Annotated in this window: 17 protein-coding genes; all 17 read left to right on the top strand. The window is 40.0% G+C overall.

Annotated elements, in window-relative coordinates:
* The first annotated feature begins 7 nt into the window (after nt 1-7).
* Nucleotides 8-559, top strand: a complete 552-nt coding sequence (locus AC056_RS03515) for a phosphatase PAP2 family protein (protein WP_019458079.1) — start codon at nt 8-10, stop codon at nt 557-559.
* A 99-nt stretch (nt 560-658) separates the two neighbouring features.
* Nucleotides 659-859 carry a Fe-S cluster assembly protein IscX gene (gene iscX, locus AC056_RS03510; RefSeq protein WP_004698764.1) on the top strand — a complete coding sequence of 67 codons (201 nt, stop codon included), beginning with the start codon at nt 659-661 and terminating at the stop codon, nt 857-859.
* A gap of 113 nt (nt 860-972) precedes the next feature.
* A complete protein-coding gene (ndk, locus tag AC056_RS03505) occupies nt 973-1404 on the top strand; it encodes a nucleoside-diphosphate kinase (RefSeq protein ID WP_000963851.1) in 432 nt (143 codons plus the stop codon).
* Nucleotides 1405-1526: 122 nt separating this feature from the next.
* A complete protein-coding gene (rlmN, locus tag AC056_RS03500; protein ID WP_004698763.1) occupies nt 1527-2759 on the top strand; it encodes a 23S rRNA (adenine(2503)-C(2))-methyltransferase RlmN in 1233 nt (410 codons plus the stop codon).
* Between the two features lie 15 nt (nt 2760-2774).
* A complete protein-coding gene (gene pilW, locus AC056_RS03495) occupies nt 2775-3575 on the top strand; it encodes a type IV pilus biogenesis/stability protein PilW (protein ID WP_004698762.1) in 801 nt (266 codons plus the stop codon).
* A complete protein-coding gene (locus AC056_RS03490; RefSeq protein ID WP_077162759.1) occupies nt 3566-4357 on the top strand; it encodes a helix-turn-helix domain-containing protein in 792 nt (263 codons plus the stop codon). Before pilW ends, AC056_RS03490 begins: the two co-directional genes overlap by 10 nt.
* Before the next feature lie 21 nt (nt 4358-4378).
* Nucleotides 4379-5494 (top strand): flavodoxin-dependent (E)-4-hydroxy-3-methylbut-2-enyl-diphosphate synthase, encoded by a 1116-nt coding sequence (gene ispG, locus AC056_RS03485; RefSeq protein ID WP_004698760.1) that lies wholly within the window; start codon nt 4379-4381, stop codon nt 5492-5494.
* A complete protein-coding gene (gene hisS, locus AC056_RS03480) occupies nt 5491-6783 on the top strand; it encodes a histidine--tRNA ligase (protein ID WP_077162758.1) in 1293 nt (430 codons plus the stop codon). Before ispG ends, hisS begins: the two co-directional genes overlap by 4 nt.
* Before the next feature lie 28 nt (nt 6784-6811).
* Entirely contained in the window at nt 6812-7510 is a 699-nt protein-coding gene (locus AC056_RS03475; RefSeq protein ID WP_002053293.1) for a YfgM family protein, read from the top strand.
* Entirely contained in the window at nt 7510-8655 is a 1146-nt protein-coding gene (bamB, locus tag AC056_RS03470; protein ID WP_068932554.1) for an outer membrane protein assembly factor BamB, read from the top strand. Before AC056_RS03475 ends, bamB begins: the two co-directional genes overlap by 1 nt.
* A 187-nt stretch (nt 8656-8842) precedes the next feature.
* Nucleotides 8843-10252: a ribosome biogenesis GTPase Der gene (gene der, locus AC056_RS03465; RefSeq protein WP_019458083.1), complete on the top strand. Its 1410-nt coding sequence runs from the start codon at nt 8843-8845 to the stop codon at nt 10250-10252.
* A gap of 196 nt (nt 10253-10448) precedes the next feature.
* On the top strand, nt 10449-11063 hold the full coding sequence (locus tag AC056_RS03460; RefSeq protein ID WP_077162757.1) for a beta-ketoacyl synthase chain length factor: 615 nt from the start codon (nt 10449-10451) through the stop codon (nt 11061-11063).
* Entirely contained in the window at nt 11048-11851 is an 804-nt protein-coding gene (locus AC056_RS03455) for a lysophospholipid acyltransferase family protein (protein ID WP_077162756.1), read from the top strand. The genes AC056_RS03460 and AC056_RS03455 overlap by 16 nt, the downstream gene beginning before the upstream one ends.
* Before the next feature lies 1 nt (nt 11852).
* Nucleotides 11853-12113: a phosphopantetheine-binding protein gene (locus tag AC056_RS03450; RefSeq protein WP_039250423.1), complete on the top strand. Its 261-nt coding sequence runs from the start codon at nt 11853-11855 to the stop codon at nt 12111-12113.
* Nucleotides 12114-12118: 5 nt separating this feature from the next.
* Entirely contained in the window at nt 12119-12373 is a 255-nt protein-coding gene (locus tag AC056_RS03445) for an acyl carrier protein (RefSeq protein WP_170318151.1), read from the top strand.
* Nucleotides 12370-12924, top strand: a complete 555-nt coding sequence (locus AC056_RS03440; protein WP_077162755.1) for a septation protein IspZ — start codon at nt 12370-12372, stop codon at nt 12922-12924. Before AC056_RS03445 ends, AC056_RS03440 begins: the two co-directional genes overlap by 4 nt.
* Before the next feature lie 9 nt (nt 12925-12933).
* Nucleotides 12934-14592 carry an AMP-binding protein gene (locus tag AC056_RS03435; RefSeq protein WP_077162754.1) on the top strand — a complete coding sequence of 553 codons (1659 nt, stop codon included), beginning with the start codon at nt 12934-12936 and terminating at the stop codon, nt 14590-14592.

The raw sequence follows: 14592 nt of genomic DNA, 5'->3' as shown, positions 1-14592 counted from the left end.
AACGACCATGAAATTAAAGAATGCAAAAATAAAAATACTCGATCTCGATTTGAGAGGCTGTTTATATCTCAATCATTTTTCTCACTCACAACGTGTGGCTTTATTCTTCAAAATTATTAGCCGTGCGGGCGATGGGCCATTTTGGTACCTCATGCTAGCAATTGTATGGGGAATGCATGGCATTACCTACAGTTTGCAAATTATCTATTTGTTAATTGGCGGCTCAATAGGAACGGCAATTTATAAATTTCTAAAACATAAAACGACGCGTCCACGTCCTTATCAAGTACATCAGGTGATTGTGCTTGGGGAGAGACCACTTGATCACTTTAGTTTTCCATCTGGTCATACGTTGCATGCAGTGATGGTGACAATTGTGTTGGGTTATATCCAGCCTGTGTTATTAGCCGCTATGTTACCGTTCATGGTACTTGTTGCTTTGTCTCGTATGGTGCTTGGACTTCATTATCCAAGTGATGTGATTGTCGGGGCTCTTATTGGTGCATCAGTGGCAAGCATCATTATATTTGTAGCGCCATTATTAAACATTGCTTTATAACGAACAGTAATTTTTATCAGCTTAAGCTATCGATTAGGTTTGTGGATTTGCTAAAGTACGCAGTTCGTGATTTAGCAGATTAAACAGATAGGAGCCGCTATGGGCTTACGTTGGACAGATACGATTGATATTGCCATTGAATTGTCAGAAGCACATCCAGAAGTTGATCCGCAATGGATCCGTTTTACCGATTTACATGCATGGGTATGTGCATTACCAGACTTCAGTGATGACCCAAATAAATCAACCGAAGGATTGTTAGAAGGTATCCAAATGGCTTGGATAGACGAAGTTCGCTAAAAACAGTAGAAAAAATCGCAACTTTTACACATTCAAAGCTGATTATTACCTATGACATCGGTATAATGCTGCAAATTTTTTAAAGTTTAAATCTTAAAATAAAGGAGCCACTCATGGCTATTGAACGTACTTTGTCTATCGTAAAGCCTGATGCTGTGTCTAAAAACCACATCGGTGAAATTTTTGCTCGTTTCGAAAAAGCGGGTTTAAAAATTGTTGCGACTAAAATGAAACACCTTTCTCAAGCTGATGCTGAAGGTTTCTATGCAGAGCACAAAGAACGCGGTTTCTTTGGTGACTTAGTTGCATTCATGACTTCTGGTCCAGTTGTAGTATCTGTTCTTGAAGGCGAAAACGCAGTTCTTGCTCACCGTGAAATTTTAGGCGCTACAAACCCTAAAGAAGCGGCTCCTGGTACTATCCGTGCTGATTTCGCTGTAAGCATCGACGAAAACGCTGCTCACGGTTCTGACTCAGTTGCTTCTGCAGAGCGTGAAATTGCTTACTTCTTTGCTGACAACGAGATCTGCCCACGCACTCGTTAATCGAAAGCATTCAAACCAGATAAGTGGTATACTACTTATCTGGTTTTTTTATTCTCTCAAGAGCATATTGTTTGATTCTTGAACAATATCTTCTGTTTTTGACATGGTTTAGGTAAATACACATGAGTTCTGCAGTGGTCGTTTCATCTGAAAATCTTGATGGACAGCAGCAATCTTCGTCCACGCCAGCATCGCCTGCTGCCGAAAAAGTGAATTTACTCGGCATGTCACGCGCGCAATTAGAAAAATTCTTTGAAGATATTGGTGAGAAAAAGTTTCGTGCCGGACAGGTCATGAAATGGATTCATCAGTACTTTGTTACTGATTTTGCTGAAATGACGAATATTTCAGGAAAGTTGCGTGCAAAACTTGAACAAATTTGTGAGATTAAAGCTCCTGAGGTTGTGCATCGTCACTATTCAAAAGATGGCACACGTAAATGGGTGTTTCGCGTAGGTGAGGGTGCAGGTTCTTTAGTTGAAACTGTATTAATTCCTGCCGAAGATAAAACAGGCTTACGCAAAACTTTGTGTATTTCATCACAAGTAGGCTGTGCATTGGACTGCTCATTTTGTTCAACAGGTAAGCAAGGTTTCCAACGCGATTTAACGCCTGATGAAATTATTGGGCAACTTTGGATGGCAAACTATTCTTATATGGAAGAAGTGCCTGTTGCTGATCGTGAGCGTTCAGTGACCAATGTCGTGATGATGGGTATGGGTGAGCCTCTGCTCAACTATGATGCCGTATTAAGCTCAATGCAGATTATGCTTGATGACTTTGCTTATGGTATGTCAAAACGTCGTGTGACCTTATCAACTTCAGGTGTTGTACCGAAAATTGACCAACTTGCGCAAGATATTGATGTTGCATTAGCAATTTCTTTACATGCGCCGAACGATGAGTTGCGTAATGAACTTGTGCCTATTAATAAAAAATATCCATTGGCTCAGTTGATTGCAGCATGTCAGCGCTATATTGCCAAAGATGGTAATGAAAGTACGCGTAAACATGTGACCATTGAATATGTGATGTTAGAGGGCGTGAATGATCAGCCTGAACATGCACAGCAAATGATTAAATTATTAAAAAATTTACCAAGTAAAATTAACTTGATTCCATTTAATCCATTCCCGCACGCGCCATATGGTCGCTCAAGTCGAAATCGTATTATCTCGTTCCAAAAAACTTTGTCTGATGCCGGATTTGTGTGTACGATTCGTCAAACACGTGGTGATGATATTGACGCTGCATGTGGACAGTTAGTGGGTCAAGTGGCTGATAGAACCCGCCGTGCTGAACAGTGGCAGAAAAAAGTGACACAGCGTCAAGAGATTTTACGTACACAAGGATAAAGTTGAGGGAAGACTTTGAGTACTCCGAAGTTAAAGATCATGTTATGTATGGGGGTTGCAGTTGCATTTCTGGCAAGTGGTTGTCAGACGTCGCCAACACTAAAAAAGGACCCGGAAAAAGCAGTTAAGGTGCGTACGCAGCTTGCTGCAGAATACATTCGTTCTGGTGACTTGGACTCAGCAAAACGTTCCCTCGACCAAGCTCTAAGTATCGAGAGTCGTGACGCAACGGCAAATATGATGATGGGTATTTTATTGCAACAAGAAGGCAGTAAACCCAATTTAGAAAAAGCAGAACATTATTTTAAACGTGCAATTTCTTCTGAGCCAGATAACGCTCAGGCGCGTAATAATTATGGTACGTATTTGTACCAGATGGAACGTTATAATGATGCCGTCGAGCAGTTCCGTATTGCTGGTGCAACATTAGGTTATGACCAACGTTACCAAGCCTTAGAAAATCTGGGGCGGATTTATTTAAAATTAGGTGATATTGCGAGTGCTGAAAAAACATTCAAACAAGCGCTCCTTGCTAACCGTGACTCTTACATTTCAATGTTAGAGTTAGCAGAAATTTTTTATTTGCAGCAGCAGATTCCGGCTGCTACACAAATGTATGAGCAATATGTTCGTACAGTGGGGCAGAAAAATCAGGGTGCTCGCGCACTTTGGATTGGTTTAAGAGTGGCTCGAGCCAATGCGGATAAAATGGGAATGCAAGTTTTAGTAAATCAATTACGTGCTTTATTCCCGGAAAGTCCAGAATATCAACGTTATTTGCAATTACAGTATAGTACTGAGGCCGTATGGAAATAAATCCTAATTCACAGCAGCCAACTGGCTCAAGCTTACCGACTTCTGCTTTAGGAAATATTCAACGTCCTGGTGAGTATTTACGTCAAATTCGTGTTTCTCAGAAAAAAGAATTAGAGCAAGTATCTTCAGACTTAAATATGCCGTTGAAAACGCTAAGTGCGTTAGAGCAAGACGATTATAAATCTTTGCCAGAAGCAACTTTTATCAAAGGTTATTATCGTTCTTATGCAAAATATTTAAATGCTGATGCAACTGCAATTATTCAGCGTTTTGATGAGATTTATGCAAATGATACAGGCCTTTTGCCAAATCATGCTTTAAACAACTCACCAATTAAAATCATGGGTAAATTACCGGGTTCTAATAGTGATCGTAATAAAAAATGGTTAAAGCGTGCATTGCTTGCGATTTTGATTATTGCTGTAGTGTCATTGATCGTGATAGGCGTTCAAAAATGGACTTCAAACAAAGGTGAGACTGAGGTGCCAAAAGCAAGTCAGTCTAATGTTGAAGTTTTACCTATGAAAGGAAATGGCTCTGCAACAGCGGGCGATCAATTGGTGTTAAACTTTAACCGTCCAACTTCTGTTCATATTGTAGATGCAACAGGTAAGGTTTTAGCGACAGGTCGTCAGGCATCGACTTTAACCTTAAATGGGGAGTCTCCATTCCAGATTCGTCTTGATGATGCAACAGCTGTGTCATTAAGTCTAAACCAAGAACAGATTTCATTGTCTCCATATACGGTAAACGGTAAAGCTGAATTCCGTTTATCCCGCTAATACCATGAGTTGAGCGATACAATGATAGAGAACCCAATTAAACGTCGACCAACACGTAAAATTCGTGTTGGTTCGGTCTATGTCGGTGGCGATGCACCTATTAGTGTGCAAAGTATGACAAATACCGAAACTTGCGATGTCGATGCAACTGTAGCTCAGATTGAGCGTTGTGTTGACGCAGGTGCAGATATTATGCGTGTTTCAGTTCCTTCTATGGAAGCAGCTGAGGCTTTTGGTGCAATCCGTAAACGTGTTTCAGTTCCACTAGTGGCTGATATTCACTTTGACCATAGAATTGCTTTGGCAGTTGCAGACTATGGTGCTGACTGTTTGCGTATTAACCCAGGTAATATCGGTTCAGACCAGAAAGTTCGTGAAGTTGTTGCTGCTGCACGTCATCACGGCATTTCTATGCGTATTGGTGTGAATGCGGGTTCTCTAGAAAAAGATTTACAGAAAAAATATGGCGAACCTACAGGGCAGGCACTGCTTGAGTCAGCTTTACGTCATATTGATATTTTAGACCGTCTAGATTTCCATGAGTTTAAAGTCAGCGTAAAAGCATCAAATGTATTTTTGACTATGGATGCTTATCGTTTGCTTTCTCAACAAATTGATAATCCATTGCACTTGGGTGTAACCGAGGCTGGTATTTACCGTACAGGTACTGTGAAATCAGCGATTGCTCTTGGCGGGTTATTGATGGAAGGCATTGGCGATACCATGCGTATTTCGCTTGCTGCTGAACCTGAAGACGAAATTAAGATTGGTTTTGATATCTTAAAATCGCTTGGTCTACGTTCTAATGGGATTAACTTTATTGCTTGTCCAAGTTGTTCTCGTCAAGAATTTAACGTGATTCAGGTGATGCAAGCCTTAGAAGAGCGTTTAGAAGATATCCGTACGCCAATGGATGTGTCAGTGATTGGTTGTAAGGTAAATGGCCCGGGTGAAGCAAAAGAAGCAGACATCGGGGTTGTTGGGGCTGCGCCTCGCTCACTGGTTTATCGTAATGGTGAGAAAAGCCATTTAATCGATACCGATCAATTGGTTGATGAAATCGAAACAATGGTTCGTCAACGTGTTCAAGAGCTTGAAGAAGCTAAATCTAAAGAAATTATTCGTAGTTCATCATGAGTTCAATAGTCGCAATCAAAGGTTTTAATGACGTCTTACCAACGCAAACATCAGCGTGGAGACGTCTCGAGCAGCATTTAGCATCGTTAATGGATGCTTATGGTTACCAACAAATTCGTTTGCCGATCGTTGAACAAACGGGACTGTTTAAACGTGCTATTGGTGATGCAACCGATATCGTTGAAAAAGAAATGTACACATTCTTCGATAAAGGAAACCCACCTGAATCATTAACTTTGCGTCCAGAAGGGACAGCTGGTTGTGTACGTGCGTTGGTTGAACATAACTTATTGCGTGGTGCTACGCCGCGTGTGTGGTATATGGGACCTATGTTCCGTTATGAAAAACCACAAAAAGGCCGTTACCGTCAGTTCCACCAGTTTGGTGTTGAAACTTTTGGTGTGGCAACTCCTGATATTGAAGCTGAAGTTATCTTGATGACAGCTCGTTTATGGAAACGTATGGGCGTTGATCATATGGTTCAGCTTGAGTTGAACACGTTGGGCGAAAAAGATGAACGTACAGAATATCGTAATGCTTTGGTTGCGTTCTTAAATGAGCATAAAGATGCTTTGGATGAAGATTCACAGCGCCGTTTAACGACAAACCCATTACGTATTTTAGATTCTAAAATTGAATCTACTCAGAAAATTTTGGAAAATGCGCCGAAATTAAATGACTTTTTAAAAGAAGATAGTCTAAACCACTTCCAACAATTACAAGATTATTTGACTGCTGCTGGCGTTAAATTTGTAATTAATCAAAAATTGGTTCGTGGTTTAGATTACTACAATAAAACTGTTTTTGAATGGACAACAACAGCACTTGGGTCGCAAGGTACAGTGTGTGGTGGCGGTCGCTATGATGGCTTGGTTGGTCAGCTAAAAGGTAAGGCAGACCAATCTGTACCTGCTGTAGGTTTTGGCATGGGAATGGAGCGCTTACTGCTTCTGATTGAACAAGTTGAACAACCTGAAACTGTACGTGATTGTGAAGCATTCTTGGTTGCAGAGCCTGCTTACCAAGCTAAAGCATTGGTTTTGGCAGAGCAATTACGCGATCAGCTAGAAGCTGCGAATAGTAATATTCGTATTAAAACGGGTTCACAAGGCAGCATGAAGAGTCAGATGAAAAAAGCTGATCAGGCTGGGGCTGTTTACGCCATGATTTTAGGTGAGCGTGAATGGGAAGCACAGCAGCTTGCTATCAAAGAGTTAGCAACAGCTGAGCAGACACAAGTTGCACTAGCTGAACTTGTACCATTCTTAATTGAAAAATTTGCAAAATAAACTGAAACATCTGGAAAAGGACAATCACATGAGCTTAAGTGATGAAGAACAATTCGACAGCTTAAAGTCGTTCGCCAAAAAATATGGTTCTGCCATGATTAGCGGGATTCTCATTGCATTGATTGCCTTTTTTGGGTGGGAATATTGGCAAAAAAGAAATCTTGCAACGAGTCAGACTGAAACTGCAAAAGTACAGCAGTTAATGGATGAGGCAAATGCAACAGCCGATAATCCAAATGCTTTAGCTTCAATAACAGCTTCGGCAGATAAACTTGTAAAAGACGATATTGATTCAGTTCAGGCGATACAAACTCAATTTGTATTGGCAAAGCTTGCATATGAAAAACAAGATTATGCGGCTGCTGAAAAAGCTTTGAAAAAAGTTGAAAACTCAAAAGTAAAAGATGAAGGACTGATTCAGGTTGTAAAATTGCGTTTAGCAGATGCACAATTGGCGCAAAACAAATATGATGAAGCTCTAAAAACTTTGTCTGGTAATGTCGACCCGGCATTTAAAGCAACAGTAGAAGAGTTACGTGGTGATATCTTTGTTGCGAAGAAAGATATTGATTCTGCTAAAAAAGCGTATCAAGCTGCATGGGATTCGTTACTGGAACGTAAACAAGAGCGACAAATTTTACAAATTAAACTCGAAAGTGTTGGCGTTTTAGTTGAAGATCCACAGATTGAGCGCCCAATTTTGGAAACACAGGTGGAAGAGTCTTAATGAATCAGAAATTCAAACTGCCTTTGGCAATTGCAATCGCATCAGCTGTATTGGTGGGATGTTCTAGCAACAAAGTAAAAGAAGCAAAACCAAATCCACTACCGAAATTGACTGAGTCAACAAAGGCTCTAGTACCGGTGTTTTCACGCAGTGTTTCTTCTACGAATAAGGCAGATCCATTACGTTTACAACTTGACGCTAATGAAGGCGTTGTCTTTACACTTGATCCTAAAGGCGAAGTTGCAGCATATCGCGGCAAACAAAGACTTTGGGAGAAAAAAGTAAGTAAATTGGGCTTAAGCTCTGGTGTTGAAGCGGCTGAAGGTATTGTTGTTGTGGGTAACAGCAAAGGTCAGCTATTTGCTTTAGATCAAGCAACAGGTGAACAAAAATGGACTGCACAATTATCTGGTGCATTATTAAGTCCTTCTTTAGTTCAGTCTGGACGTGTGATTACGATTGCAAATGACGGTACTGTTTTTGCCCATGATGCATCAACAGGACAACAAGTTTGGGCATACAAATTGCCAAACGTTCAGTTTAGTTTACGTGGTCAGCCATCGCCAGTGAGCCTTGATTCACGCACTGTTTTAATTGCTTCAGCAAATGCTTATGTTTATGCAATTGATATCATTAGCGGTATTCCACGTTTCCAACGTCGTGTTGCGGTAAGTGAAGGTCGTTCTGATATTCAACGCCTGATCGATATTGATGGTGATCCAGTTGTTGCAGGCCAGCTTATGGTGACAACAAGCTTCCAAGGGCAAGTCACAGTGACTGATTTGGCTTCTCAACGTGTAGTTTGGAGTGAAGATTCAAGCAGTACCAAACGTCCAGAAGTTTATGACAATAAGGTATTTGTCTCATCAACTGATGGCAAGCTGACTGCTTATGATTTAACGACAGGCGAGCAGCTTTGGCAAAATGACAGCTTATTGAATCGTCATTTAAGTAATCCTGTTGTATTAGGCCAAAATTTAATAGTCGGTGATTTGGATGGTGTTTTACACTTGATCGACCCGGCAACAGGTAAATTGGTAGGACGTTCAAAAACAAGTGGTGAGGTCAATACATTACGTGTTATTGAGAATCAACTCTACGTTTCGACCCAAAAAGGCGATTTAAGTATTTGGCAGAATCGTTAATTTTGTTCGCTTGTGCTAAAATAGCCGCTTAACAAATTACGCTGTTAAAAAATATCGGGGTGTTTGAATTAAATCAGTTCAAAGCCCCGTCTTTTATTATGGTCATATCTGACCTTAAAATATATCTCCTGTATTGTTTCTAATGCTCATGCCATGAGATATGGCTGGTCTTGATTAAGGTTATTGTATGAAACCCGTTATTGCGCTCATTGGTCGTCCGAATGTCGGAAAATCAACGTTATTTAACCAGATTACCAAGAGTCGTGATGCACTTGTAGCCGACTTCGCGGGTCTGACTCGTGACCGTAAATATGGTGATGCGACTTATCAAAATAAGTCTTTCATTGTTGTTGATACTGGCGGTATCGGTGAAAGTGAAGGCGGTATAGATAACTACATGGCCGAGCAGTCAAAAACAGCCATCAACGAAGCAGATATTATTATTTTTGTAGTTGATGCGCGTGCTGGTTTGTTAGCTTCTGATGAGCAAATTGCTCGTGAACTTCGTACTTTAGGTAAGAAAATTTATCTTGTTGCGAACAAGGTAGATGGTGTTCATGCTGAAGCTGCTTTAGTTGAGTTTTATAAACTTGGTATGGGTGAACCATTACAAGTTGCAGCGAGCCATGGTCGTGGCGTACAGCAAATGCTTGAAGATGTACTTGCAGAAGTTCCAGAAGATGAAAACCCAGATGAACATGACAAAGACACTGGCTTACGTTTAGCCATTATTGGTCGTCCAAACGTGGGTAAATCAACGTTGGTAAACCGCTTACTTGGTGAAGACCGTGTAGTAGCATTTGACCAACCGGGTACAACTCGTGACTCTATTTATATTCCGTTTGAGCGTGAAGGTCGTAAATACACTTTAATTGATACAGCGGGTGTGCGTCGTAAAGGTAAAGTTGATGAAATGATTGAGAAGTTCTCAATTGTTAAAACTTTACAGGCTATGAAAGATGCACACGTTGTGGTTGTTGTGGTCGATGCACGTGAAGGTATTGTTGAGCAAGACTTACATTTAATTGGCTATGCGCTTGAAGCTGGTCGTGCCATGGTAATCGCCATTAACAAATGGGACAACATGAGCGAGTATGACCGTAAGCAATGTAAGCTTGATGTTGAGCGTCGTTTTGACTTTATTCCTTGGGCAAAAATTCATTTAATTTCTGCACTGCATGGAACAGGGGTAGGTGATTTATATCCTTCTATCCATCGTGCCTATGAGTCTGCGAACTTAAAAGTATCACCAGCGAAATTAACTCAAATTTTGAGTGATGCAACAGAAGCTCACCAACCACCAATGATTAGCGGAAAACGTATTAAAATGCGTTATGCGCACATGGGCGGACAAAACCCACCGACTATTGTGATTCATGGTAACAAGGTTGATAAAACACCTGCGGACTACCGCCGTTACTTAGAGAACGTGTTCCGTAAAGTATATAAACTTGAAGGTACACCAGTTCGTATTGACTTTAAAACTTCTGAAAACCCGTTTGAAGGTCGTAAGAGTCAAGTTGATGAGCGTACAGCAGCTCGTCGTCGTCGTTATATTCAGAAATTCAAGAAAGCGGAAAAGAAATTTAACCGTTAATCTGTATTCATGTAAAAAAGCCCAAAGTATTCTTTGGGCTTTTTTTACAAAGAATTAAGACAGAACAAAGATTTATGAAAAAGTGTGATTGATAAACGTAATTTTTTGTAAATTTCATAACGAATGCTATAATCCATTTTTTTATAAAATAATCTATATTCCGAAAGAATAATGCTGCTTAAGGTTCTTTTTTAGCATGGTAACATTACATCTTGCCCAGTTAACGCTTACACATGCCCAGCCTTCTTACGCGGCACTTGAGTGTATTCCCGCCATGCAAAGAAGGCGTCTGTCACCCTTGGCTAAATTAGCGCTCAATAGTGCAATTAGTACTTTAGATGGACAGCGTGTTGATTATATTGTTTGGATATCACGTTATGGTGATGAAGCCAAAACATTGGGAATATTACAAGATGTTCTGCAAGGCCAAACACCATCACCTACGCAGTTCTCTACCTCAGTTCACAATGCTATTTCTGGTTTGTATTCTATTTTATGTCAGGATGACACTCCATCTACCAGTCTAAGTTGTTCATGGACTGAAGGATTAATAGAAGCTTACGCTGCATTAAAAGCTTTACCACGTATTCAGCGGGTTTTAGTCGTAGCCTACGATGAACCCTTACCAAACATTTATAGCGAGACTATTGATTTTCCTGCCTATGCAATGGCTGCTTTAGTAAGTCTGGATCAGCCTAATTTACAGTTTACTGAATGGTCACCTACAGATGAATTAGACAGTCTGACATTTTCTCGTTTTTGGCAAAGTGCTGATCTTTCTATGTCTGAATATGGGTGGAAAAAATGCTAAACCTTAAAAAGTTAAAGCAAAAAAGTAATTACTGTTGGCGGGTAGCTGCTACAGGTTTTAGCTTTGCGAGTTTTGGTATAGGGGGGATGGCAATCGCGGCAGTCATTGCACCTGCATTGAAAGTGACCACATCAGATCCGGAAAAACGCCAACAATATGCACAAAGTATAATTAAGCATAGCTTTAAAGGCTTTACTGAAATGATGGTTAAGCTTGGCATTATGACCTATTCGGTAGAAGGTCTAGAAAAATTAGAAAATAGTCGCCAAGAACTTGTCATTGCCAACCATCCGACTTTGATTGATGTTGTAGTACTAATTGGTATGATGCAGCAAGCTAATTGTGTGGTGAAGGAATCTCTTTGGAGCAATCCATTTACCAAAGGGCCAGTACAAAGTGCAGGTTATATTTTAAATGCAGGCTCTAAACAGTTTGTCGAGGATTGTGTTTCTCGGCTAAAAGAGGATAATGCCGCTTCTCTTTTGATCTTTCCGGAAGGTACTCGGACTGAAAAAGGAATGATCCTCAATGAGTTTCAGCGAGGGGCCGCAAATATTGCCATTCGTGCAAATGTGCCAATTCGCCCAGTAGTGATTACATGTGCTCCATCTACATTAACCAAAAATGAAAAATGGTATCACGTACCATCTCGGCCATTTCATATAGAAGTGAAGGTACTAGATGCAGTGTATGTAAAAGATCTATTAGAAGATTTAACAGTAGGACCTAAACAAGTTCGTGAGTTAAGTCGTAGTTTTTACAAAATTTTTGATGAAGAGTTATCTTGAAATGAGCAATCTTGCTGATGAACTAAAGCAAATGATTATTGATGTTTTAGCACTAGAAGATATTACTATTGCCGATATTGATACAGAAGCTCCATTATTTGGAGAAGGTTTAGGATTAGACTCGATTGATGCCCTTGAGTTAGGACTTGCTTTGAAAAAACGTTACAACATCCATTTAAGTGCAGAATCGGATGAGACCAAACAGCACTTTAAATCAGTTCAAAGTTTGGTTGCCTTGGTCGAAGCGCAGCAGCAAGCATAAGGAGTGTGATGATGTTATCTCAAGAACAAGTACTGGCAAAACTCCGTGAATGGATGGAAGATTTATTTGAAATCGAACCTGAGTCTGTGCAGTTAGATTCAAACTTATATTCAGATCTAGATGTAGATAGTATTGATGCAGTTGATTTGGTAGTTAAGATTAAAGAGCTCACAGGTAAACAAGTAAAACCTGAAGACTTTAAAAATGTAAGAACTGTGTTAGATGTGGTGACTGTTATTCAGAATATGACTGCTGAATGAAAATGTTAATTAAAGGGATAATTACAGCACTTTTTGTGCTGTATCCCTTTATTGTTGGTTGGAGTTTATCGCACGGACAATTTGTCTGGGTAAGTGCATTGCTTATTGGGCTAGGTGTTTTACGTTTATTTAGTAAAGGTAATCACCTTTTATGGCCTTTAACCAGCCTCGCTATTGTTTGTGGTGGCTTAAGCTTACTACTACAGGATCATGCATGGTTAAAGCTGTATCCGGTTGGGATGAGTTTAGGCGCTTTAGGTATTTTTGCATTCACCTTAATAAAACCTCCTTCTATGATTGAGCGTTTTGCTCGGTTGATTGAACCTGATTTACCACCATCAGGAGTTCATTGGACTAGGCAGGTCACTAAGGTCTGGTGTGTTTTCTTTTTATGTAATGCATTAATTGCATTCATTACGGTTTTTTTTACTTCGACTCAAATTTGGGTCATTTATAATGGCTTTATTTCTTATGTGCTGATGGGTATGTTATTCCTTGGCGAATTTATTTTGCGTAAAAGGCATCAGCGTTTACATTCTTCAAATCATTAATTCAAAATTATGCAGTGTCATTTTCAGAAATTCATCGATTCGGTTCAGCCACTTTGCTTAGATAGTGCTCTGCATTCAACTAGCTTTAATCATTTTTGGCAGGATGTGGCCTTACAAGCCGGTGCAATTGCTCAATTAGAAAATTTAACTTGGGCTTTATGGGAAACAGATAGCTACGAATTTTTGGTTTTATTGTTTGCTGCTTTATTGGCTAAAAAGCAGGTGCTGTTACCGCCAAATCGAGTGCGTGAATTAGAACAGGACTTTGCAGCACAGCATATTTATTTTTTAAAACGTCAAAGTGTTGAATCAGTTGCTCCCTTATCTTTAACGTTGGATGATGACTTTTTAGAGCAGGCACAACTCTATTTTTATACCTCTGGTTCAACAGGGCAGCCTAAAAAAATCCCAAGAACCCTAAAACAATTACTCAATGAGGTGCAAGGCTTAAGCCAAAGTTTTGTTTTTGAAAATGATGCTATAGCTATTGCAACGGTGAGCCACCAACATATTTATGGATTACTGTTTAAGCTACTTTTACCTCTTGCAACAGGGCGTTGTTTTTATATACCGCAAGTTGCTTATCCAGAAGATGTCGTACACGTTCAAAAGCAATTAAAAACACTGGGTTTAAGTAATTATTTGATTTCAAGCCCAGCTTTATTAAAACGCTGGACAGCCGATGTGGTTTTAGAACAATGTCAGATGGTCTTTAGTTCTGGTGGCAAACTAGAAAGTGGCGTTCGTCCTTTAGTAAATTGCTTAATTGTTGAAGTTTTGGGAAGTTCGGAAACGGGCGGCATTGCCCATCGTGCTAAAGATGATGACATATGGACGCCTTTTGCCAATGTAGCTATTTGTATTGAAGATCATCAGCTCATGGTCAAAAGTAATCATGCTTATGAAGATAACTGGATTACCACAGGTGATCGTGCTGAATGGGCAGATCACATGTGTAAGAGCTTTCAGCTTTTAGGGCGCACCGACCGAATTATTAAGCTTGAAGAAAAGCGTTTGAGTCTAGATGCGATTGAACAAAGTATTCAAGCCTTAGACGAAGTCAAACAGTGTCATGTACTGGTGTTTGAGCATGAGCATCGTCAAATGCTGGGTTGTATTGTTGTTCTGACAGAGCAGGCTCGTGAGCAGTTGAAAAAGCAGGGTAAGGCAGTCTTTGTTGGCCATTTAAAACAGCAGTTGAAAGATCATTTAGAAACCTTAGCAATTCCACGTCAATGGCGTTTTTTAAGTCAGTTACCTCAAAATACACAGTCTAAACTCGATAAAAGTTATTTGAAAACACTATTCAAGCCGATGTTGCAACCTGTAGTGCTATCACAGAGCCAAAGTGCAGATGACTATATTTTTAGTCTTGAGTTTCCATCTGACCTAGCATGTTTTAAAGGCCACTTTCCAAAACAGCCCATTTATCCAGGAGTGGGGCAAATAGGTTTTTTACAATATTTTGCTAAATCAATTTGGTCCGATTTAAATTGGTGCCAAGGGTATGAGCAGTTAAAATTCCAAAATCTCATTTGTCCTTATGCTGTCGTGCAACTCAAGCTTTCTCGAAAAGAGCATAAAGTGAGTTTTGAATTACGTGATTCAGAACAGATTCTAGCTTCAGGACGACTATTATTTGCTTTGCAAACGGAAGTAGAGGGTTAA

Origin of the sequence: Acinetobacter genomosp. 33YU (assembly GCF_001990725.1) — a bacterium.
Lineage (GTDB): Bacteria > Pseudomonadota > Gammaproteobacteria > Pseudomonadales > Moraxellaceae > Acinetobacter > Acinetobacter seifertii.
This window is presented reverse-complemented; position numbering and strand designations above follow the sequence as displayed.

Coding starts and splice junctions, on each gene's coding strand:
- AC056_RS03515 (WP_019458079.1), top strand. CDS start 8: ATGAAATTAAAGAATGCAAAAATAAAAATACTCGATCTCGATTTGAGA.
- iscX (WP_004698764.1), top strand. CDS start 659: ATGGGCTTACGTTGGACAGATACGATTGATATTGCCATTGAATTGTCA.
- ndk (WP_000963851.1), top strand. CDS start 973: ATGGCTATTGAACGTACTTTGTCTATCGTAAAGCCTGATGCTGTGTCT.
- rlmN (WP_004698763.1), top strand. CDS start 1,527: ATGAGTTCTGCAGTGGTCGTTTCATCTGAAAATCTTGATGGACAGCAG.
- AC056_RS03490 (WP_077162759.1), top strand. CDS start 3,566: ATGGAAATAAATCCTAATTCACAGCAGCCAACTGGCTCAAGCTTACCG.
- ispG (WP_004698760.1), top strand. CDS start 4,379: ATGATAGAGAACCCAATTAAACGTCGACCAACACGTAAAATTCGTGTT.
- hisS (WP_077162758.1), top strand. CDS start 5,491: ATGAGTTCAATAGTCGCAATCAAAGGTTTTAATGACGTCTTACCAACG.
- AC056_RS03475 (WP_002053293.1), top strand. CDS start 6,812: ATGAGCTTAAGTGATGAAGAACAATTCGACAGCTTAAAGTCGTTCGCC.
- bamB (WP_068932554.1), top strand. CDS start 7,510: ATGAATCAGAAATTCAAACTGCCTTTGGCAATTGCAATCGCATCAGCT.
- der (WP_019458083.1), top strand. CDS start 8,843: ATGAAACCCGTTATTGCGCTCATTGGTCGTCCGAATGTCGGAAAATCA.
- AC056_RS03460 (WP_077162757.1), top strand. CDS start 10,449: ATGGTAACATTACATCTTGCCCAGTTAACGCTTACACATGCCCAGCCT.
- AC056_RS03450 (WP_039250423.1), top strand. CDS start 11,853: ATGAGCAATCTTGCTGATGAACTAAAGCAAATGATTATTGATGTTTTA.
- AC056_RS03440 (WP_077162755.1), top strand. CDS start 12,370: ATGAAAATGTTAATTAAAGGGATAATTACAGCACTTTTTGTGCTGTAT.
- AC056_RS03435 (WP_077162754.1), top strand. CDS start 12,934: ATGCAGTGTCATTTTCAGAAATTCATCGATTCGGTTCAGCCACTTTGC.